The 22307-nt window shown below is 47.1% G+C and carries 20 protein-coding genes, 1 pseudogene and 1 riboswitch; of the genes and pseudogenes, 1 reads left to right on the forward strand and 20 read right to left on the reverse strand.

Annotation, left to right across the window (positions count from 1 at the left end):
- Nucleotides 1-165: 165 nt before the first annotated feature.
- The 6 genes from hpf to ETP43_RS13600 form a co-directional block, all read right to left on the reverse strand.
- Nucleotides 166-693, reverse strand: a complete 528-nt coding sequence (gene hpf, locus ETP43_RS13575) for a ribosome hibernation-promoting factor, HPF/YfiA family (RefSeq protein ID WP_022399731.1) — start codon at nucleotides 691-693, stop codon at nucleotides 166-168.
- A 228-nt stretch (nucleotides 694-921) separates the two neighbouring features.
- A complete protein-coding gene (hisA, locus tag ETP43_RS13580; RefSeq protein WP_129258650.1) occupies nucleotides 922-1719 on the reverse strand; it encodes a phosphoribosylformimino-5-aminoimidazole carboxamide ribotide isomerase in 798 nt (265 codons plus the stop codon).
- 291 nt (nucleotides 1720-2010) lie between these two features.
- Complete coding sequence (locus ETP43_RS13585; RefSeq protein WP_129258652.1) at nucleotides 2011-2436, reverse strand: hypothetical protein; 426 nt, start codon at nucleotides 2434-2436, stop codon at nucleotides 2011-2013.
- Between the two features lie 198 nt (nucleotides 2437-2634).
- A complete protein-coding gene (dapB, locus tag ETP43_RS13590; protein ID WP_022399734.1) occupies nucleotides 2635-3390 on the reverse strand; it encodes a 4-hydroxy-tetrahydrodipicolinate reductase in 756 nt (251 codons plus the stop codon).
- A 31-nt stretch (nucleotides 3391-3421) separates the two neighbouring features.
- A complete protein-coding gene (gene dapA / locus ETP43_RS13595; protein WP_022399735.1) occupies nucleotides 3422-4312 on the reverse strand; it encodes a 4-hydroxy-tetrahydrodipicolinate synthase in 891 nt (296 codons plus the stop codon).
- A 97-nt stretch (nucleotides 4313-4409) separates the two neighbouring features.
- Nucleotides 4410-4583, reverse strand: a riboswitch (Lysine riboswitch).
- A 48-nt stretch (nucleotides 4584-4631) separates the two neighbouring features.
- Nucleotides 4632-5258 carry a single-stranded DNA-binding protein gene (locus ETP43_RS13600; RefSeq protein WP_022399736.1) on the reverse strand — a complete coding sequence of 209 codons (627 nt, stop codon included), beginning with the start codon at nucleotides 5256-5258 and terminating at the stop codon, nucleotides 4632-4634.
- A gap of 188 nt (nucleotides 5259-5446) precedes the next feature.
- Between ETP43_RS13600 and typA the strand changes: the two genes are divergently transcribed.
- A complete protein-coding gene (gene typA, locus ETP43_RS13605; RefSeq protein WP_022399737.1) occupies nucleotides 5447-7273 on the forward strand; it encodes a translational GTPase TypA in 1827 nt (608 codons plus the stop codon).
- Between the two features lie 134 nt (nucleotides 7274-7407).
- On the opposite strand, the gene ETP43_RS13610 is transcribed toward typA, so the two are convergent.
- The 14 genes and pseudogenes from ETP43_RS13610 to ETP43_RS13670 form a co-directional block, all read right to left on the reverse strand.
- A complete protein-coding gene (locus ETP43_RS13610) occupies nucleotides 7408-8286 on the reverse strand; it encodes a hypothetical protein (RefSeq protein WP_129258655.1) in 879 nt (292 codons plus the stop codon).
- A gap of 20 nt (nucleotides 8287-8306) precedes the next feature.
- The gene (locus ETP43_RS13615) at nucleotides 8307-8963 is read right to left on the reverse strand and encodes a hypothetical protein (protein WP_129258657.1); all 657 of its coding nucleotides are present in this window, start codon (nucleotides 8961-8963) and stop codon (nucleotides 8307-8309) included.
- On the reverse strand, nucleotides 8956-9657 hold the full coding sequence (locus ETP43_RS13620; RefSeq protein ID WP_243114294.1) for an RNA polymerase sigma factor: 702 nt from the start codon (nucleotides 9655-9657) through the stop codon (nucleotides 8956-8958). The genes ETP43_RS13615 and ETP43_RS13620 overlap by 8 nt, the downstream gene beginning before the upstream one ends.
- A gap of 75 nt (nucleotides 9658-9732) precedes the next feature.
- The gene (locus ETP43_RS17755) at nucleotides 9733-10128 is read right to left on the reverse strand and encodes an Rpn family recombination-promoting nuclease/putative transposase (protein WP_243114295.1); all 396 of its coding nucleotides are present in this window, start codon (nucleotides 10126-10128) and stop codon (nucleotides 9733-9735) included.
- A 10-nt stretch (nucleotides 10129-10138) separates the two neighbouring features.
- A complete protein-coding gene (locus tag ETP43_RS17760) occupies nucleotides 10139-10366 on the reverse strand; it encodes a hypothetical protein (protein WP_243114296.1) in 228 nt (75 codons plus the stop codon).
- 678 nt (nucleotides 10367-11044) lie between these two features.
- The gene (locus ETP43_RS17380; RefSeq protein ID WP_129258659.1) at nucleotides 11045-14653 is read right to left on the reverse strand and encodes a penicillin-binding Tp47 domain A-containing protein; all 3609 of its coding nucleotides are present in this window, start codon (nucleotides 14651-14653) and stop codon (nucleotides 11045-11047) included.
- Between the two features lie 213 nt (nucleotides 14654-14866).
- Complete coding sequence (locus ETP43_RS13635) at nucleotides 14867-15430, reverse strand: Gx transporter family protein (protein WP_129259622.1); 564 nt, start codon at nucleotides 15428-15430, stop codon at nucleotides 14867-14869.
- A gap of 40 nt (nucleotides 15431-15470) precedes the next feature.
- Nucleotides 15471-15863 carry a NusG domain II-containing protein gene (locus ETP43_RS13640; protein WP_129258661.1) on the reverse strand — a complete coding sequence of 131 codons (393 nt, stop codon included), beginning with the start codon at nucleotides 15861-15863 and terminating at the stop codon, nucleotides 15471-15473.
- A gap of 39 nt (nucleotides 15864-15902) precedes the next feature.
- Nucleotides 15903-16766, reverse strand: a complete 864-nt coding sequence (locus ETP43_RS13645; RefSeq protein WP_129258663.1) for a 4Fe-4S binding protein — start codon at nucleotides 16764-16766, stop codon at nucleotides 15903-15905.
- A gap of 10 nt (nucleotides 16767-16776) precedes the next feature.
- Nucleotides 16777-17217 carry an FMN-binding protein gene (locus ETP43_RS13650; RefSeq protein ID WP_129258665.1) on the reverse strand — a complete coding sequence of 147 codons (441 nt, stop codon included), beginning with the start codon at nucleotides 17215-17217 and terminating at the stop codon, nucleotides 16777-16779.
- A gap of 29 nt (nucleotides 17218-17246) precedes the next feature.
- The gene (locus tag ETP43_RS13655; protein ID WP_129258667.1) at nucleotides 17247-19064 is read right to left on the reverse strand and encodes an FMN-binding protein; all 1818 of its coding nucleotides are present in this window, start codon (nucleotides 19062-19064) and stop codon (nucleotides 17247-17249) included.
- A gap of 34 nt (nucleotides 19065-19098) precedes the next feature.
- Complete coding sequence (locus ETP43_RS13660) at nucleotides 19099-20235, reverse strand: FAD:protein FMN transferase (protein WP_129258669.1); 1137 nt, start codon at nucleotides 20233-20235, stop codon at nucleotides 19099-19101.
- A 245-nt stretch (nucleotides 20236-20480) separates the two neighbouring features.
- Nucleotides 20481-20645 (reverse strand): annotated as a pseudogene (locus ETP43_RS18595) (sugar O-acetyltransferase); the annotation flags it as partial.
- Between the two features lie 146 nt (nucleotides 20646-20791).
- Nucleotides 20792-22156, reverse strand: a complete 1365-nt coding sequence (locus tag ETP43_RS13670) for an MATE family efflux transporter (RefSeq protein WP_243114297.1) — start codon at nucleotides 22154-22156, stop codon at nucleotides 20792-20794.
- Between the last annotated feature and the right edge of the window lie 151 nt (nucleotides 22157-22307).

The following is a 22307-nucleotide window of genomic DNA, read 5'->3' on the forward strand; positions in this document are numbered from 1 at the left end:
AGCGCTCTCGCGAGCGTCTTAGTCGCAGTTAGGGATTAGTTCAAAGTTGCCCTGCCCGCTGTCCTCGCCCCACGAGCCAACTCCCACGGGCGTCCGTCTTAAACCACCCCAAAAAAAGAGAGAGCCACCAACCAGTGACCCTCTCCATTTACATTTTCAAAGCAATTAACACTCCGGCTCAATCAAGCCATAAGTATTTCCCTTTCTCTTATAAACCACATTCACCTCATCCGTCTCCGCATTCCTGAACACATAAAAATTATGTCCCAGCAATTCCATCTGCACACATGCATCTTCCGGATACATCGGTTTAATACCAAACTTCTTGGTACGGATAATCTTAACCTCTTCGTCCTCCAGGAATTCATCCTCCACAAACTCTTTCTGGAAGTTTCCTCCTGCCTGCTGCTGATTGACGATCTTGGTTTTATATTTGCGAAGCTGACGCTCGATGACTTCCTCTACCAGGTCGATGGATACATACATATCGCTGCTCACCTGCTCGGAACGAATAATGTTTCCTTTTACCGGGATGGTAACTTCAATCTTCTGTCTGTCTTTTTCCACACTCAAGGTTACATGAATCTCTGTCTCCGGAGTAAAATACCGTTCCAGCTTACCAAGCTTTTCCTGTACGGCTGATTTCAGTCCCTCTGTAACGTCAATATTTCTTCCAATGATAATAAATTTCATGCTGTCCAACCCCTTCGCACTTTATTTTACAAGTAACTGTCTCTACCTTTACAGTTATGGAGTCAGAATCGATAAATACCACGGTCAGCGATTCCTTCCGGCTCCCTTGTAAGTGTCTTTATTATACCAATAATGCTTGAATTTTGCAACTATTTCGTGAAAATTCATAATTTTTACGCATCTTTTTCTGTCAAATTCAGAGACAGTTTTTTAAGTGTTCAGAATCTGTTATTTTTCGGAATAATTTTCACTCTTCTGACAAATATCCAGGACATCCTCCCACTTCATACTGCCGCCGAAGAGATCGAGCGCACTGCCGACCGTCACATCCACCCGGTTTTCCCCTGCCACGCGCAGCGTCTCCAGATCCTGAAAACTTCCCACGCCGCCGGCATAGGTGACCGGAAGCGGATGTTTCTTCGCCAGAAGCTTCACCAGCTCCACCTCGATCCCGGAAGCTTTTCCTTCCACATCTACTGCATGCACCAGAAACTCATCACAGTGGGAAGAAAATTCCGCAATCGTCTGTTCCGATACGGGCACCTGGGTAAAATTCTGCCAGCGGTCTGTCACGATATAATACTGTCCGTCTTTTTTCCGGCAGCTCAGGTCCAGAACCAGGTGTTCCTTTCCTACGGCACGCTCCAGTTTCTCCAGATTCTCCCAGTTGATCTGCCCGTCCTTAAACACATACGAGGTGACGATCACATGACTGGCACCGGCATCCAGAAAACTCTCCGCATTGTCTTCCCGGATCCCGCCGCCGATCTGCATCCCGCCCGGATAGGCTTTCAGCGCTTCTATTGCCTGCTGTCTCGTCGCTTCATAATAAGGCGAAGTTGCAGGATTTAATAGGATAATATGACCGCCGCGGATCCCACGGGACTGATAGAGGCGCGCAAAAAAGGGAGCATCCTGCTCAGCCACAAAGTTTTCCTGAGCCTGATCTCCCTGATCCCGCAGGCTGCCACCTACGATCTGTTTTACTTTTCCGTTGTGAATATCGATACATGGACGAAATCTCATAGTATTTCCCTCTCTTCTTCTGTTCTTTCTGTATGCTGTCACGTTGTAACGTGGTAAATTTTCTACATCATATCATTTTTCCAAATATACGGCAACTATTCTCTTAATAATTACCCCGCCATACATTTTCAAAATTACTGCGCACTCCGTGTCCGGCAACACACCTTGTAAGATATTGTAAACACAGTCTCAGAAAAAGAGAGGCACTGTTCGTCACGTTCTCCTTATCGCCAGAGTATACCGTGCGAACAGCAGCCACCCATAGGATTCGATTCTTCTATTACCGGAAATTTACCGTGCATTCTGCTGATTTGCATCCCTGCTTCCGCCGCCGGTCAGATCCTCCACACCTTCTCCGATACCGTCTCCCACATCTTTGATTCCCTCACCGACATCCTCGCCGAGGTCTTCGATGATATTTCCATTCTCATCTACCGTACCTTCCCCGGAAGTGGCGCCGTTCATATTGCTGTTGCCGTCGGTTCCGTTGTTGTTCATATCCGTGTTGGTATCCGGAGCGGTTCCGTTGTTGTCGCCCGCGGGTACCTGGAAACCGTCGGTGTTGTTTTTATTTTCATTGCCATCCGTCGTATTTTCATCCTGTGTGTTGTTCCGGTTGTTGTTCGTATCGTCCGCAACATTGCCACATCCTGTTGCCAGTCCGAGCACAACGGTCATTGCGGTTACGATCAGATATCTCTTCCATACATGTTTCATATTCTGCATCTCCTTTTCTGCTGTGTCTGTAGCTTTCCACAGCATCCCTTTCCTTCATTTTTCAGGCATATAAAATATCCACCTGTACAGTTGTAGAATGTGTCGGAAAATGCAAAAATATACGGCCGCTTTTTGAAAAAACGACCGTATTCATGTTCTCTGTATTCTGTTTTTAATATTTAAAACAATTTTTTAAACTTATCCGATGACATCGCTCATCTGATACCAGCCCGGTCCTTTTCCTTTCAGGAACTTGGCTGCCTGGATCGCACCTTTTGCAAACAGGGTTTTGGAGTAAGCGGTGTGCTGGAATGTGATCACTTCATCGTCACCGGCGAAGATCACATCATGTTCTCCGACGATCGTTCCGCCACGGACAGCAGAGATACCGATTTCTTTGTCATCTCTCTGTTCTCTTCTCTGGCTTCTGTCAAAGGTATAATGATAAGCGTTGTCCAGTCCTTCGTTCAGGCTGTCTGCCAGTGCCAGGGCGGTTCCGCTCGGAGCGTCCACTTTCAGGCGATGGTGTTTTTCCACGATCTCCATGTCAAATCCGGCTGCTGCCAGGGTCTGAGCTGCTTCTTTTACCAGTTTCATCAGCAGATTGATACCAAGAGACATGTTTGCGGATTTCAGGACTGCCACATGTTTGCTGGTCTCTTCCACTTTTTTGATCTGCTCATCGGTCAGACCGGTGGTACACAGTACAACCGGGATCTGTCGCTTTTCACAGTACTCTAACAGTGTGTCGGTCGCTTTTGCCGTACAGAAGTCGATCACGGCATCTGCCTCCACATCGCAGGTCCAGATATCGGTAAATACCGGATATCCGTTGTCTCTGCAGTCATTTAAATCAATCCCTGCTACGATTTCAATTTCAGGATCTTTCTCCACTAACTGGGTGATCACCTGACCCATATGGCCGTTGCAGCCATGCATGATTACTTTTACCATTTGCGTTCTCTCCTGTTTCTTCCTGCTGTCTTTATGCCAGTTTGATACCGAATTTTCTCATTTCTTCTGCCAGAACTGCCTGGTGTGCTGCTTCCATCTCGGTCAGTGGCAGACGAAGCGGTCCTACTTCTTTGCCCATCAGGTTCAGGGCTGCTTTTACCGGGATCGGATTTACCTCGCTGAACAGCGCATGGACTAACGGCAGAGCCTTTAACTGCAGTTCGCAGCTTTCTTTTACTTTGCCTTCCATGAACAGAGCAACGATGTCATGTGTCTCCTTCGGTGCCACGTTGGACAGTACGGAGATAACACCTTTTCCACCCAATGACAGGATCGGTACGATCTGATCATCATTTCCGGAATACAGATCGATCGCTCCGTCGCAGGCATGCATGATGTCTGCCACATGGCTGATATCTCCGGATGCCTCTTTGATAGCGGTTACATATTCTGCATTTTTTGCCAGATAAGCAACGGTGGATGCTGCCAGAGAACATCCGGTACGGCTCGGTACGTTGTACAGGATCGCCGGTACTTTTGCTTCGTCTGTGATCGTTGTATAGTGTTTGATCAGTCCGTTCTGTGTTGCTTTATTATAGTAAGGAGTTACCAGAAGGATACCGTCTGCGCCTGCCTCTGCTGCCTCTTTGGACATCTGTGTTGCGGTTGCGGTAGAATTGGATCCGGTTCCTGCAACAACCGGGATACGATGATTTACCTTATCAATGGCAAATTTGATCGTTCTCATATGCTCTTCTTCGGTCAGTGTTGCAGATTCTCCTGTTGTTCCGCAGATAACGATAGCGTCTGTGCCGCCTGCAATCTGCTCCTCCAGTAATTCTTCCAGCTTGTCATAGTTTACTTCCAGGTTTTCTTTCATAGGTGTGACAATCGCAACACCTGCTCCTTCAAAAATAGCCATATCTATTTTTACTCCTTTCTTTTGCATAAATACTAAAGGTGCACCACCATCCGGAGGTCCACCTTTTAAGAATTCGCTATGAAATCATCACATGTTTTCTTTGGATAGCACTCCATCTTTCGATGACAGTCATGCCGTTCTTCACAGACACGCCCAAGAACCAAGTTTCAGGTTTCTTCGCCCTTTCGGCACTTTTTCCTTTCCTTTGCCTTCTTCTGCTCCTGAAACATCCGACAAATTACTGATAAAAAATGCAACCTCTACCTAAATTTGTAAAAACATTTTATTTTTTCAATCATATCATTATTCATTTTTATTGTCAATCCGCATATTCCAGTTTGCTCACAGAAATCTCGTATGCGGTCCGCTTCTGTGTCTCTTCCTCGCTGATTTTTTTCACGTATTCCCGGCTCTGGATCCTGCCCCAGATCAGGACATGGCCGCCCACCTGAAAAGCGGATGCATATCTGGCATTTCTGCCCCAGCAGATGCACGGGATATAGTCCGATTTTCCATACGGCCGGTTGACAGCGATCAGAAGATCCGCGATTTCTCTGCCAAGCGGTGTTTTCCGGTAGACCGGCGGTTTACATATGTATCCATCCAGGAAAATGGCGTTGCTCTTCATATTTTCATCGTCATCTTCCACAAATTCCACCTCTCTGGCAAACACCGAGAGCACCAGCCGGTTTTTCTTTTCCTCATGGCGGTTGTAGGAGCGAAACTGCCCCATCACATGGATATACTCCCCTTCATAATCTTCGTTCACATCCACCAGACGCTCCGAGATCATGACCGGGATCCGGTCTTCGGAATCGCTGAGTCGTTTGACCAGCACATCTACCATATAAAAGCCCTCGCCGAATACCTGATGGCTGAATGTAAACTGGGATGCGATTTTTCCCATGATTTCCACCTGATTGTTTTCAATAATCTTATCTGTCATGATTGTAGTTCCCCTTCCTCTTTTTTGTATTTTGTATATTTTATATCTATTCCGTTTCTTCCATATTTAGAACCACATTTTGAAAAAAATTTTTTTATCCCTTGTAATCTGAAAAAAATGTGATAGACTTGTATCGTTGGAAATGCCCGTTTTACGGGCTCTTTATATGCATAGAAAGGAAATTGTTTATGAAAATCAAAAGAGAAGATATTCGTAATGTGGCGATCATCGCCCATGTAGACCATGGTAAAACCACTCTGGTAGACCAGTTACTTCGTCAGAGCGGCGTATTCCGTGCGAATCAGGAAGTCCAGGAACGTGTTATGGACTCCAACGATATCGAGCGGGAACGTGGTATCACGATTCTTTCCAAAAATACAGCTGTTTATTACAAAGATACCAAGATCAACATCATCGACACTCCAGGTCATGCGGACTTCGGCGGCGAAGTAGAACGTGTCCTGAAGATGGTAGACGGTGTTATCCTGGTCGTAGATGCGTTCGAAGGTGCTATGCCGCAGACCAAATTCGTTCTGAAAAAAGCACTGGAACTGGATCTGCACGTGATCGTATGTATCAATAAGATCGACCGTCCGGAAGCCCGTCCGGATGAAGTCATCGATGAAGTTCTGGAACTTCTGATGGATCTGGATGCTTCCGACGAACAGTTAGACTGTCCGTTCCTGTATGCTTCCGCAAAAGCAGGCCACGCTGTTCTGGATCTGAACGATACACCGGAAAATATGGAACCTCTGTTTGAGACGATCTTAAAATACATCCCGGCTCCGGAAGGTGACCCGGAAGCAGGTACCCAGGTTCTGATCAGCACCATCGACTACAACGAATATGTAGGCCGTATCGGTGTCGGTAAAGTAGACAACGGTAAGATCGCTGTCAACCAGGAAGTGATGCTGATGAACCATCATGATCCTTCCAAGAAGAAAAAAGTAAAGATCAGCAAACTGTATGAGTTTGAAGGCCTGAACAAAGTAGAAGTACAGGAAGCAGGCATCGGTTCTATCGTTGCTATTTCCGGTATCCCGGAGATCCACATCGGAGATACCCTGTGTGACGTGGAAAATCCGGAACCAATCCCGTTCCAGAAGATTTCCGAGCCGACCATCGCCATGCATTTTATGGTAAATGACAGCCCGCTGGCAGGTCAGGAAGGTAAATTCGTAACTTCCCGTCATCTGAGAGAACGTCTGATGCGCGAACTGAACACCGATGTCAGCCTGCGTGTGGAAGATACCGATTCTCCGGACTGCTTCAAAGTATCCGGTCGTGGAGAGCTGCATCTGTCTGTCCTGATCGAGAACATGCGTCGTGAGGGTTATGAATTTGCAGTAAGTAAAGCGGAAGTTCTTTATAAAGAAGACGAACGTGGAAAACTGTTAGAGCCTATGGAACTGGCTTACATCGATGTTCCGGAAGAGTTCTCCGGTACAGTCATCCAGAAAATGAGCGAACGTAAAGGTTCCCTGCAGGGTATGAGCACCGGAAGCGACGGTTCCACCCGTCTGGAATTCGAGATTCCTGCCCGTGGTCTGATCGGTTTCCGTGGAGAGTTCATGACTTCCACCAAAGGTACCGGTATCCTGAACACAAGTTTTGACGACTACGCTCCGTACAAAGGAGATATCCAGTACAGAAAACAGGGTTCCCTGATCGCTTTTGAAGCCGGCGAGTCCGTAACTTACGGTCTGTTCGCTGCACAGGAGCGTGGTACACTGTTTATCGGACCTGGCGAAAGAGTTTACGCCGGTATGGTTATCGGACAGAACGGTAAAGCCGAAGATATCGAGCTGAATGTCTGCAAGACCAAACATCTAACCAACACCCGTTCTTCTTCCGCAGATGACGCCCTGAAACTGACCCCGCCGAAAGTCCTGAGCCTGGAACAGGCATTGGAATTCATCGATAACGATGAGCTCCTGGAGATCACTCCTACCAGCCTGCGTATCCGTAAGAAGATTCTGGATTCCAGACTGAGAAAGAGAGCAAATCTGAAATAATCATAACTATAGATACCAAAAGCGGATGTATCTGTCAGACCGGCAGATACATCCGCTTTTTTCTTTCATTTATGACAATTTCAATCCCTTCACAATCACGAACCAAAATGCCTGTCTCAAAACCGGCTCTCGCATTATCCGCTTACTTCTTCCAGAATCGAATCCCAGCGGAGTCCTTCTTCTTTCTCCAGTTGATACCACGGACCGCCGTCTTTCCGGACAAACTGATTTGCCATATGCTGAACCATACATTCTTTTCCGCCAGCATAGTTCACCTGGATATCCGATATCATTCCATCATAATCTTCCGGATCCACGGAACTGTTCTTTTCCATTTTCAGATGGTTCAGATAGTTTGTGACTGTTTTGATTTTCTCTACATCGGACAGCTCATACCTCGTTTCTCCCGGGCGGGTAGATATGGTGATCCCGGTAACAGAACCTTCCGGCAAAAAACCTTCTTCTATCTGCTGCTGAACCTCCACCTGGCATTCATCTGCGGTTGTCTCCGGATCATATTGCAGTGTGTCCAGGATCTGCATAACCTGTTTTTCATTTTCTTTCCACCATGCACTCTCGCCACATGGATTGATGATATGGATATCGCTCTTTTCACCCAGAAATACAATCTCCTCCCATATGCCAGATGCAAAACCGTCTCTCGATTCTTCCAGGGCTTTTTCTCCTGCCAGCCGGATCTTCTTTTCTTCCAACCCTGTCCCACATGTTTCACCTGGATAATCCTTTTCGTACTTCACCAGAACTTCATTTTCTTTATCTTCCCCTCGATAAAAACTGATTCCATACACAGTATCCTGTTCTTCCGTCTGAATCTCATAGTTCCATTCCTCCGGCAGCTGCAATGTGAGTGTTCCATAAGGACCTTTCAGTGAAACCTCTGTTGCCGGTACAAATGTTCTGGATTTCTTTTGAAAGATCCAGATGCCGGCTCCTGCCAGGATCACCACAACAACTGCCAGAAAGAATCTCCACCGATATAGTCTTTTCTTCATGCTTCCGTCCCCCTGTCTGCCTAATCTTCCACCGTTTCTATCATCGCCTGCAACTCTTCCAGGCTGATTCCGATTTGCAGACTGATCGAATACGAATATCCTCCCTGCTGCCAGATCGCCAGTTCATACGCATCGCTGTCTCCCTTGCAGGTGACTTCTGCCTCTCCCACGTTGATCGTAGTCTCCTGGCTGTATGTGTTGTATACGCCGCTGTTATCTTCATCATCCCCCTGTGATTTTCTGAAATACACTTCCTGATCATCCCCGGTATAGCGGATCTCAGCCAGCGTATCATCATAGATAAAATACTGGGTTTCCTTCACGGTAAATGGAAGTTCTCCGATCTCTTTGACGGTAAATCCCACCGCATCGGAAAGTTCCTCCGCAGAACCATACTCCTGCATCGGATTTGGCATCTGCACTCCACCATCTGCCACATCCGTAGTAGTCATATCTTCTTCCTCACTGACTGTTTTGTCCGGATGTAACGTATGAATTCCATAAGCAGCTCCCACGACCAGTGCGCAACACGCTGCAACCGACAGATATTTTGTCCATTTTTTCATGGTTTGCACCTTTGCCTTTCGTTCTCTTTCCGAGACATGGCGCAGGATCTGTTCTCTCGTTTCTGGTGTCAGGTGGATGTTTTCCATGATTTCATCATATAACTTACTCAAAATCATACTCCTCTCTCAGAACTTTCCGCAGTTTTTCTCTTCCTCTTCGAAGATCAGACCGCACACTGCTCTCCTTTTTTCCCAGAATCTCTGCAATCTGCGCTGTTGGAAATCCTTCATAATAATACAGATGAATCGCTTCCCGGTAGCTTTCCGGAAGTCTCTTTACCGCATCCCACACAAAAGTCAGATCTTCCCGTTCCTGCGCGATCAGCTGATCCTCCAGCTGGTCTGCCTGACGGATCTTATTGTAGGCAATCTTATTTTTACTCAGATTCGCCGCCACCCGGAATAGCCATGCCTTTTCGTGCTTTTCATTTTCAAACACCGGACGATTCTCCAGATAACGGATCAGTGTTTCCTGCAGGATGTCCTCCGCATCACTCATATTATGTACGTAGGTATACGCAAGCCGCAGCACAGCATCTCCATACACATCCAGAATCCGTTCCGCAAGCACCTCTGCCTTCTGCTTCCCGGCAATTTTGACCGCCTTTTTCTGTTCTGTCTCCTTTCGGATCACGGCAAATATCTGCCCGATCTTTTGTTTCTCCTTTTCCACGAACAGATACCACGCAGCGATCCTGTCCCTAATCCCTCTTTCCACCATCCACGTTTCGATACCCGTCAACGTTCCGGTCTGATAACCCATCATCGTTTCCCGCTCCTGTCTCTCTTTGTTTTTCGGTTTCACTTTCTATACAGTTCAGCCTGCAAAAATGTTGCAGCTTTTTTCAATTTTTTTATATAACATGAAACAATGATTCCCCTATAACAACTGTTTCTGAATCTCCTGTATTTCTTCCAGATCCTCACCTGTCATATCTGCAATTTCTTCCGGACTTTTTCCCTTTCGTAACATATTTGTTATAATGCTTGCAACTCCTTCTTTTTTCCCTTCTTCCCTTCCTTCTTTTCTACCTTCTTCCCTCGAAGCCTGCATCTGCGAATGATAATCCCGGATAGCTTTTTCCCTTGCCTCGTATTCTAAGCGTTTTTTCTCATCCGCGCTCATATGTTTTAACATCTCATACGCTTCGTCTATATAAGAGTCTTCTTTTGCCATCTTCTCAAACTCCTTCCTGCTTTTCGCTCCCAGGAAACGCATCCAACGGATAATTCCGGACTCATTCTGTTCTTTCTCCGGCAGCTTTTTCAGTTCCAACACATGGATCTCAAGCAAATCTGTATTTATCGTCCGGATATTCTGTATGTAAGATTGTCGGCAGCAAAATGGTTTCTTCGATCTCTTCCGGTTCTACACCCAATAATGCTGCGATCATTCCCTGCCTTACCCTTGCATTTTGCATCAATTCTTTAAAGCAGAAATCTACGGTTGGAAGCATGATAAACTCTTCTCTGTTTTGCGTTTCCTGTGTCATTGTTTTTGTCTCTTCGTTCATTGCGTCTCCCTTTCCTTCTTACAGGACAAAATACGGAGACTTTCTTTCTATAGTACCATACTTCTCTCTTCCATCAAAGAGAACGCATTTCATTGACGACATAACTTTATTACAAAATCCCTAAAGAAAATGTCCATATTCTGTCCTATATTCATTTTTGTATATACATCGGATATTTTCTCAGGACTCTGAGTATTAGATATGTGTTTCCGATATGTGAATTAGATATTTTTATCCGTCCCCAAATACTCACGGATACTATAAATTTTTATCATTGTAACAGACTCCTTCCATCTTTGCAAGATTTAATCTTCATAAAAACGTCTTTACTTCCTCAATTTTAGTGTTTCTACCAACCACCCAGAAACGGATTCCGGAGGCATGGGGAGGCAGCCTTTTGCTGGTGCTTTTAGCACAGATGAGATCCAGTCCTTAGAAGAACTTGACAGTGAGCGGCTCTCCGCGAACTGGCATGATAGTTCTTCTTAGGACTTAGCTCAGCTGTGCGTTACCAGCGGTTGCCTCCCCATGCTTCCGGAATCCGTTTCGTCCCCTCGCCAAATCAAAATTAGTCCACCGGACCAATTATTGATATGCAATGCAAGAAAAAACGGGGACTGCACATAAACTCATGTGCAATACCCGTCTATTCCTCCGGTTCTTACGTCCCGTTATCTATTACTCTTTATTTCTTTTTCTTCTCTTCAGCGCAAATCCGCCAGTTCCCAGAGAGGCAACAGCCAGTCCAAGCATCTCAAAGATGTTGGTCGGGTCCCCGGTCTTGGCTGTTTTGCTGGTGCTTGTGCTTCCTGAAGAAGTTGTCTTATTACCGGTTCCGGAAGTTGTTGTGTTGTTCTTGGATGATGCAGGTGTGGTAGTCGGAGTTGGAGTCGGTGTGGTTCCGTCCGCTTTCACCAGAGCTTCGATGGCTTTGTTCAGGGAAGCTGCTGCATTATCTACGCTTGTCTGGTCTTTCTTTGCTTCCAGTGCGCTCTTCGCATTCTTCAGTGCTGTCTGCAGAACTTTCCAGCTGTCTGCTGTGTAGTCTGCTTCTTTCAGTGCTTCTGCGGTCTGGATTGCTTTTTCCAGAGAAGCGGTATTTACTTCCTGTGTCGGATCGTCGCTGGATGCTTTCTTATAAGTAAAGCTCAGATCTTTGTATCCGGTTGCGCTTACTACGATCTCGAAGCTGTCACCCTCTGCAAATGGTGCTGCATCTGTGATCAGTGTTCCGTCATCATTAAACAGTTTCACTGCACCACGTCCGCTTGCTGCATAAGATTTTCCATTTACAGATACGGAAGTAATATTTTTGATGTAATCTGCAAATTCTGCATCTGTAGAACCTGCTGCTTTTGTCAGACCAGGTTTTTCCGCATTTTCGTTGTAGGATGCAGGAATTGTTTCTGCATATACTTCAAATCCAACGCTGATCGGTGCGTATTTTCCGCTCTTATCGGTAATGGTCAGTGTGTATGCTCCTTTTTTCACATCTTTCAGGATCAGTTTTTCACCTTTTACGATTGCAGTAGCACCATCTACCGTGTATTCTGCGTCAAATCCTTCCGGGAGAGTCAGACCGGAAATTGTGGTTGCCACACTTGTTTCTCCGTCTTTCAGTTCCGCATCTGCTACAGCAACTGCACTGGTATCGAATTTTACAGGTACATACAGACCTTCATCGCCACCTACCGGGATCTCATAGATACCTTTAGCTGTGTAATAAGTCACTTTGTTGATATGCTGTCCCATCATTGCTTTGTAATGTTCAGATGATGTCGGGCAGTTATGTACTGCTGAGGTAAATCCGGTAGCCCATGCCAGTTCGGAAACTCTCCAGATATTTTCCAGATGACGCATACCATAATCGCTGCCTTCTTTTGTGCTTACGATGACACCATAGATTGCTGTTCCTGACGGAATGGTATCAGTCAGACCATCCAGATTCAGCTGATAATCGCCATATCTGGACTTTGTCAGCAGTTCCGCTGCCACACCTTCTGTGATGGCAGTAGCCGTTCCCTGGGTTGCTCCGAAGGAGAAGGTTCCATCTTCATTTACGGTCAGCTCTTTGTAGTAAGATGGTTTCTCACTCAGTGTATAGTAGGAATAGCTTGCGCTCTCAAACAGGGCGTCTTTTCCTGTATAATCCGTTGTGCTTTCCTGTCCTCTGTTGGTAACTGTGATGCTTACTTTTGAATCATCGGTGATCTGTGTATTTTTGCTCAGATCTGTACCTGCCGGAACTTTTACCGGGAAGGTTACACCGGTGATCTCATCACCACTTGCATCCACATGGTAAGATCCGCCTGCAAGAGAACCGGTTCTTACTTTGTTCTTGGTTGCAGAGGTAAATGCATCTACTTTTACATCATTATTTACATCTGCTTTGTAGAACTGATCGTATGGAATATTCATCAGAACATACGTCTCTTTCTGAACTTTCACCAGTGCTTCTATTGCTGCGTTCAGATGGCTGGTAGATTCATCCACACTCTCCTGGCTGGTCGTTCCCTTCGCTGCTGCTGTGAGATCAGCTTTTGCTTCTTTCAGTTCTGTCTCCAGAGAGCTCCAGCTGTCTTCGGTATACTCTTCTTTGTTCAGTGCTTCCGCTTTTGCAACTGCTGCTTCCAGTTTGCTCGTATCGCTGACCGGTGTTGCTGCATGGATATCATCTGCGGTTACGTTGATCGTCATAGTAGTATCCGCATAACCTAAAGCATAGATTGTCACTGTCCATTTTCCGGTTCCGTCTTTTCCTGCCGGCAGGTTACAACGCATGGAATCTGTCAGAGCAAGCTGAATTCCCATGGATTTGTGCATCCAGTTATCAGCTGCAAATTTGGTTCCATAAGTTGCCAGCGGGGTATCTCCATCTCCGTAGTAAGTCCAAACGACCGTCTGCATCTTGGCTCCTACTTCTCCGTAATTTTCTTTGACATCCATACGGATGAAGTCACCATAGCTGCTGGTCTCCTGTACCACCGGTGTAAGGTTTGTGCTCTGCAGTGCCACACCCTGGATACCGGATCCGGTTCCTGTCTGACGTTTTCCAAAACTGAAAGTTCCGTCAGCATTCTTTGTCGCTTTTTTCAGACCATTGGTATTCGCATCTACTTCTGCTACCAGTCCTGAATAGCTGCTCAATACACCTTCACTGTATCCGCCTGCAAGGGTTTCTCCGTTTTCTACTACGGTATATTTTGCTTTGAACGCATCGTAATCTTCTGCTGCAACCTGTACCGGTACATATTTGATACCCTTGATCTCGTAGGTTGCCATCGTCTTGGTTTCGCCGCTTGGCAGTGTGATCGTTCCTCTGCTGAATCCGATAGAGGTTCCGTCTGTCAGCACGATCTTATCTTTTCCATCCCAGTAGGACATCTCATAGGCATTGCCTTCGGTATCATAGATCGTTACATCCTGCTGGAAGTTTCCTCTGTGCAGTCCGTGGTTTGTGGTCGCACGGGTAACGGCATCAAAAGCACCTTTGTCATACTCGCCATGGGTATCTTTTGTATCGGAAGATGCGCCGCTTCCTGCTGCCTGTACGCCCTCTGCGCTCCAGTATTCCTGATAGCTCAGTGCTGCGTAAACATATTTATATTCTTCTTTTGTCTCTGCTTTTACAAGTGCTTCTACAGCTGCGTTCAGTTCCGTAGCTGCTTTTGTTACTTCTTCCTGAGAAATTTTTGCGGTCAGAGCTGCTTTTGCTGCTGTCAGTTTTTCCTGCATTGCTGACCAGGAGTCTGCGGTATAATCTGCTTCCGTTTTTCCTTCTGCTGCGGCAATTGCTGCTTCCAGTGCGGTAGTGTCAATCTCTACTGCTGCTGTTTTTTCCGGTGCGGACTGGATAGCTGCCAGAGCTGCCTGTTTGATCGCTGCGGAAGTACGGGTAGCTCCACTTACGGTATCCCAGCCTGCGATGGTATCTTCAGTTGCATCCTGACCTACCAATTTTACCTTGATTCCTTTTCCGTTTGCTTTATCATAAGCTTTGCTCAGATATGTTTTATTGACATTGGAATCATAAGTATCACCAGGTGTTACCTTGATGTCCTCGAATTTTCCGTCTTTTACGGTAAGGCTTACGGTAACATCATATTCTCTCCAGTCTTCCGGATCATCATCCTCTGTCTGAGTAACATGTCCTGTCGCCATATACGTTCCGTCTTCTGCCACCTTGCTGCCTGTTACTGCAAATGCTGTTACCGGGCAGAGATCGACTGCCATTGCTGCGGCTACCGCCATCGCCATTGCTTTGGTCTTGACTCTTTTGTTGTTCATAAACTCCTCCTTTTTACCATAAAACGTTATAGTAGCTTATTATCAAGTTAGCCATCTGTATTTTCATTTAGTTGAGAATATTTATCATTAGTTGCAGCTAACCTATAATCAAAAAAAATAGACACTTCTGCCTTTTTCTCAGGAATGTACCTGACAGCTGCCCCTCTCCCATCCCTTTCCGAGAGAAGTACCTGTCAGATACATTCCGCCTGGTTATCCGTTCTTTCTTTCCGCTCCCGCGCCCTGGCTGACTGCCGGGAGGATTTTCTGGCTCACCACACCAATCAGGATACCTGTGATCGTTCCCGCGATCATCAGCACCGGCAGGTAATACACCAGCTTCGTATTTTCCAGCACACACATCGCCACGGCGATCTGTCCGATGTTATGGGACACGCCTCCGGCAATGCTCACGCCGATCATGGAAAATCCTTTGATTCGCTTCAACAGCAGCATCACCAGAAAACTTAAGATGCCGCCCGCCAGACTGTACAGGATCGACATGCCGTTTCCAAACATAAATCCCACCAGAAGCACCCGGAGGATCACTACCACAAATACTTCCATCGGTGCCAGGATATACAGCCCGGTAACCGTCACCAGATTGGCAACACCTAATTTGATCCCCGGTACCCCGAGGTTGATCGGGATCAGGCTTTCCACATAGCTGAAGATCATCGCCAGTGCCACCAGCATCGCACCGCTCGATACTCTCCGGCTGATGCTTGCAGAACCGCGTTCCTTGTATTCTTTTTTCTGCTGCCCCTGTTTTTTCATCGTCTCGTTCCCTTTCGGAGTATCTTTTCTCATCACTGTCTCACTTTGCAATCGTATCCGGCACCAGATCGTCATCCACTGCCTTGCTGTCCGTATCTTTCTGACGGATCACTTCCACCACCAGTTTATGGGGCAGACATACGATCGTCTGTTTCTGACCGCTGATTCTGCCCTGCTCTTTGCAGTAGCCGTCCGGGCAGTCCGCTTCTTCCATATACGCCTGTCCGTCCTCGATGCGGATCACGTTGTGAAATTCTCCTTCGGTAACTTCAATCGTCTGGTCTTTCTCCAGCGGATAGGTTCCATAGATTTCCCCGTTCACGGTAACCTGTACCTGATCCCCTTTCGTCTCTCCGGTCACATGCATCACCAGAAGCATCACCAGAGCCACCAGCACGATTCCTCCTGCCAGCAGGATATCTCTTTTTTTCATATCTGCTCCTTATCTGTCATTTTTGAAAAAGCGCAGATGTTACAGCCCCAGCCACAGGCAGATGCCAAGCAGGATCAGTGCACGCAGAATCGTAAACCAGAACTCATTTCCTTTGAGTTTTCTGATTCCACAGTGAATGTGCTTCTGTGGACAGATGTCGATACACTTCTGACACTGGAAGCAGTCACCGCTGACCGCCCAGGAACCATCCGACGGAAGTCCGATCTGAGACGGGCAGATCTTCGTACATGCTTTACATCCTTTTCTACAATTTTCTCTCGTTCTGTGAAGGGAGAAAAACGGCAGTACCGGAAGCAGGGAAAATACTGCTCCCATCGGGCAGAAGAACCGGCAGAAAAATCTTTCCTGTACACACATGCCCACCATCAGAAGAAGCAGGATCACAAGACCGATCACATAGCCTCCCAGACGGAAATTGCCTGCATGGATCATGGAAAATACATCCCACGGGCTGGTTCCCTGCGCTTTTCCATATACACCAGCATAGCACAAAAGAACAATCAGCAACAGTACCAAATATTTCATATAACTTAAAATCCCGACTGCCTTTTCCGGGATCTTCACCGGTTTCTTTTTCATTTTTTTGCACGCCTTTGTATACAGGGCATGCAGTGCATCTCCAAACGCGCCGAAGGCACAGGCAAATCCGCAGAAGAATCTGCCAAATACCATTGTATAGAGACAGATTACCAGAAGCACCGTCACAAACGACGTCATGGCAATCTTTTCCCCTGCACCGATCTGCGTGAAAATGTATTTTACCCCTGCAAATGCCGCAGTATAAACCGATGGGATAAACAGAAAATAAAGAAGCTGGATCAGCGCCCGCAGCCAGGTATGCAGTTTTTTCCTGTCTTTTGCTGTAAGATTATGTATATCCATGATTGCCTCCCTAGTTTGCTGCTTCTTCAAGTGCCTGTGTTACCGCCTCTTTGATACCGGTCGAACTGAATGTCGCACCACTGATCGTATCCACATCTGCACTCTGCGCTTCTATGATCTTCGGAATGATATCTTCCGCCATGGAAAGATATGCACCATCTTCTTTTTCCGCCGATGTTATGTTAATCTCAGAAATTTTTCCGTTTTCAATGATAACTTCCACATCCACCGGTCCGCCAAATCCCTGCGCTTCTCCGGTATAGGTTCCGTCTTTATAAGCGACCTCTGTGGCTTCCTCTGCCGCATTGCCGGACTGTTCCTGTTCCAGCTCTGCCTGCTGCTCTTTGAGTTTTTCCTCTGCCTGTTCCCGTTTGTCAAGTACCGTATTATATCCGGTCAGGCAGACAATGACTGCCACTAAACTGATCGCTCTGGTCCAAAATTCTCCCATCGTCTGTTCTCTTTCCTTTTTGTTTCTTATTACCGTTTTGCATTATTTAACGCCTGCTGGCATGCATCGATAATCGCCTGGGACGTACAAGTCGCTCTGGATACTGTATCGATGCCATCCAGATTGCCTTTTTTGATAATCTGATCTACCACACCCGCCTTGCTGGATGTTCCGTTGATTGCTCTTCGGATGTAACTGTCGTTATCGGATCCTCCGTCTCCATATATATTTGTAATTCCCACAATCTCATCATCCCGGATCGCCACCGTAGCGAACAGGTTATAGGCTACAAAATCCATATCTTCATCCGGCAAACAAAGCACGGTTACCGGATACTCACCATCGATATATGTACTTTCCGGCACATCCGGTTCCGGAGCCTCATTGCTGCCATCCGAGATTCGCAGTTCTTTCACTGCCTGATTCAGCTCTGCTGCCGCTTCATCCAGCTGCGTCTGCTCGGTTGCATTCTTCAGTGCCTTTCTGGCATCTTTCAGACGAACCTTTACCACCGCCCAGCTTGCAGAAGTGTAATCGCTGCCATTCATTTCGTTGACCGCATCAATTGCCTTTTCCACTTCTTCGGTATTCAGCTGTACTACATTGTTATCATCATCCGTTTCTCCGTTGGTGACACGTCTTGCCTCTTCCAGCGCATTTTTTACCGCCTGGATCAGACCTTTCGAACTGTAGGTAGCACCCGATACCGTATCCACTTCCGTGCTCTGTTTCTTCATCATCTGTGTTACCACATCCATCGCACGGTTGAAGAAGGTATCATCGTCTTCTTCTCCGATGACAAGAACTGCCTTGAGCGTGTTCTCCTGGATCACGATAGCAACCGTGATATCCCCGTTGTATCCTTCCGCGGTTCCATAATAGACGCCCTCATTATACGGGAGTGTCCCTGTAACCGTTGTTGTAGTATCGTCTTTCTTTTCCGTGTCGCTTCCGTCAGAGGTTCCACCGTTTTCCGCAGCTGTGCTCTCCGTCGCTGCTGCCTGGCTCAGTGCATTCCGCACCGCCTTGATGATTCCGTTGGAACTGAACGTTGCTCCGGATACCGTGTCAATGTTGTTCGTACTCTGTGCATTCAGAATCTGGCTGATCACACCGGAAGCTTTCTGGATATATTCGCTTCCATCATTCGTCTCCACGATCTGGATGCTGCTGATCTTTCCACCGCTGATCACAACTTCTACTTTCAGGTTCCCTGCGAATCCGCTTCCGGTTCCGTAATAGGTTCCGTCTTTATAGGATGACGGTTCCTGCACACTTCCCACTACTTCCGGTGTCGTATTCTGGTTTCCGGAAGTTCCTTCCTGTGAAGAGCCTGTCGTACCGCTGTCTTTTTCTCCGGTCAGTGCATTTTTCACCGCACTGATGATTCCTTTGGAGCTGTAGGTCGCACCGGACACGGTATCTACCTTCGTGCTCTGTTTTTTGATAATCTGATCGATCAGACCTTTCGCCCGTCCGAAAAACGGTTCATCATCAGAAGCACTTAAAATCTCGATGGACGCGATCTGTTTGTCTTTGATCTTAACCGCTACCGTGATATCTCCACGATATCCGGTTCCGGTTCCCTGATAGACACCATCTTCCAGATCAAAGGAACCTTTTGCCTGTTCCTCGTCTTCTGCCGTCTCATCCTCCGCATCTTCTGTGCTGGTCTTTACCACCGGTACTTCATCCTGCTGCTCCTGTGTCTCCTCCACAGACGCATTCATCTCATAAACCGGCACCTTATATCCATATAAAGATCCTGCCACACATGCCGCCACAACCGCAGCGGAAAGAACCGGGGCAAACGGTTTGCATTTTTCTATGACTTCCCTGATGTCCATCTGTTTTCTCTCCTTCTTTTGCTTCTGTTTCCTCTTATTTTTCGATCACAGTCACATCCATATCCGTCGTCAGGCTGTCTGCGATTCCTTCGGTCACATACAGTTCGCCATCCGATGTCTCCATAATCGCCTCAAATTCATCACTGTTTTCTCTCCAGAACTGCGCCGCTTTTTCCTCTCCCATGATAAACAGGGAAGTGGAAAGCCCGTCCGCAAGGGTTCCGTCATCGCTGACGATCGTTACGGAGATCAGACCGCTGTCTGCCGGATATCCGGTTGCCGGATCAATGATGTGATGATAGGTTACACCGTCTTCCTCAAAATAACGCTCGTATCCGCCGGAAGTGATCACCGCCTGATCTTCAATCTCCAGAATACCCAGATACTCTTCGGTATCGTCCGGACTCTGGATCGCTACTCTCCATTTGCTGCCGTCGGTCTTACATCCAAGCGCCTGTACATTTCCACCGAGGTTTACCAGACCGCTCGTCACACCGCAGTCCTGGTAAATCTGCATGATCTGGGAAGAAGTATATCCTTTCGCAATCCCGCCGAGATCGATCTCCATGCCATCCTGATCAAAAAAAATTTTTCTTGTATCTTTGTCGTAATTCACTTTGGATGCATCGGCAAGTGCCAGCTTCTCCTTCAGTGTATCGTCATCCGGCACATGATAGTCCTGCGTTGGAAATCCCCACGCCTGCATCACCGGATAAATCGCAATATCAAAAGCACCCTCTGTCTTTTTGTACAGCTCCAGTGCCCGCTCCACCAGGTATCCGCCTTCTTCGGAAAGCGTCGCCTCACCATTCTGGTTCAGCTGATAGATCTCGCTGTTCTCATTTCCGGTAGAAAGAAGTGCATCGAGTGCTTCCACCCGCTCTGCTGCCTTGTCAACCGCCTCCTGTGCATGTTCCCCATACGCCGTCAGCGTCATGTAGGTATCCATGGCAAAAAGATCTTTGGACGCTTCTGTTTCCTTGTCCGCATCTTCGCCGGATGCTTCCGATTCCGTCCCTGTATCCCCGGTTTCTTGCTCATCCTGCACCGTTTCCTCTACTGCGGATTCCTGTTTTGTTGTATTTTCCGTCTCATCTGTTGTTGTCTTCCCGCATCCACCGATAACAAACGCCGGAAGCAGGCAGACCAATAGTGCTTTTTTCAGTTTCATCTATTAACCTCGTATTAGTTCTTTCTAACTTTCGATAGTATATACTTTTTCCTTTTCTGTGTCAATTCTTAATTTTTTATTACAGATATTTTCTCAGTATTTTTGCTCTGTTGAGAAACTTTCTCATTTTTCATCTGCCTTCTGCGTGGACAAACGCAGTGCAAATAACAGAAAAACCTCCGAATCGGACCTCTTTCTTTTCCATCCATTCGAAGGTTTTTCCAGTCTCTTCCTGTGTCACCCGCTTATTTTAACAGTTCTTCCGGGATCTTATGATCTTTAAAATAATACTCCCGGTCGTGCTCGTTGATCTCACGCAGAACCCGGCACGGATTGCTGACGGCTACCACATTTGCCGGCAGATCTTTCGTCACTACGCTGCCCGCACCGACTACCGTGTTATCCCCGATCTCCGCAAACAGTTCTTTTAAGATCTGCTCGCTGTGCATCTTTTTCTTGATTTCTTCTACTTTTGCTCTTTGTTTTCCATTGTACCTTCTCCTTTTCCCCACGATGTACCTTTCCGTTGATTTCGCATCCGTACATCCTTCCGTGTTTACGCTTCCTTCCGCGTCAGGTCCTTCACCCATCTGTATTTTTTATAATTGGCAAATACAGCCGGCAGCTTGATGATCTCGTCAATGTTGATCAGCATAAACACCGCCAGTACCGGCAGTTTCAGCACAAACGCACTGACCAGACCGATCGGAACCGTTACACACCACATCGTTATTGTATCACAGATCAGTCCGAATCTGGAATCCCCTCCTGCACAAAAGATACCGCCAATATTCGTTGCTGTGATCGCTTTTCCTACCAGATAGTAGGTGCACATCAGAAGCATCCATTTCAGATAGTGATGTGCCTGCGGGGTCAGATCCGTAACCTTTAAAATCAACGGAATAAGCGCCAGAAGCACGCCTCCCGAGATCACGCCGATCCAGACGGCACATCTGCACAGACGGTCCCCGTAGGCTTTCGCCCGCTCCAGCTTCCCTGCACCCAATTCGTTTCCGATCAGGATACCTCCGCCGCTTCCCAGTCCGCCGCAGAAGCACGCCATCAGACTCTTGACGACATTGGCAATCGAGTTCGCCGCTACCGCATCCGTTCCCATATGTCCCATGATCACGGAATACATCGTATAGCCGCATCCCCAGATGATCTGATTGCCCATCGCCGGTGCGGTGTACTTCCAGAAATCCTTCCGAAGCAGCGGATCTCCTTTCAACGCAAGGGACAGCCGGAACCGGATACCGTCTTTTCGCAGAGACTCCGCGATGCACCATGCCAGTTCCACCACTTTTGCCAGCACGGTCGCTAGCGCCGCTCCCGCGATCTCCATCCGCGGCAGCCCGCACAGACCGAAGATCAGAAGTGCATTCAGCAGCACATTCAAAACCACAACTACGGAACTTATCGTTGTGGCTTTCACCGCTTTCTCACTGTTCTTCAACACACACAGGTAAATCTGGGAAATACCGGACAGCAGGTAAGACAGCGCAACCACTCGTAGATACTGTGCACCTCTCTCTATCAGTACCGGCTCATTGGTAAATATTTTCATCAGCAGTTCCGGGATCGTCAGCCCCGCCACAAAAAACAGTGCGGAGACGATTGCTGTAACTTTCAGTACATAGGCAAATACTTTTTCTACCGACCGCCTGTCTCCTTTTCCCCAGTACTGTGCCGCAAACATGCTGGTTCCAATCGTCATCGCACCGAGAAACAGATTCTGTACAAAAGTGACCTGCCCTGCCAGTGATACCGCAGCCAGTGATTCCTGTTCTACTTTTCCAAGCATCAACGCATCTGATGCACTGACAATCGCCAGCATAAACTGCTGAAAGGCGATCGGCAATACCAGACGTATCAGTTTCCTGCGGAAAATATCGTTATTTATATGTATTGTTTCGCTCACGTCTTTCCTCCTGTAGCATAGTTCTGTTCTTTCCGACAGTTTTTAATTATGCTCCTTTTTCTTCGATTTTTCTACTGTTTTTTTAGATGTATCTTCATTTATATCTTCATTCGTTATCACGGCATTCATCCAAATCCCGTACCTTTAAATA

Source organism: Blautia faecicola (assembly GCF_004123145.1).
Classification (GTDB): Bacteria; Bacillota; Clostridia; order Lachnospirales; family Lachnospiraceae; genus Oliverpabstia; species Oliverpabstia faecicola.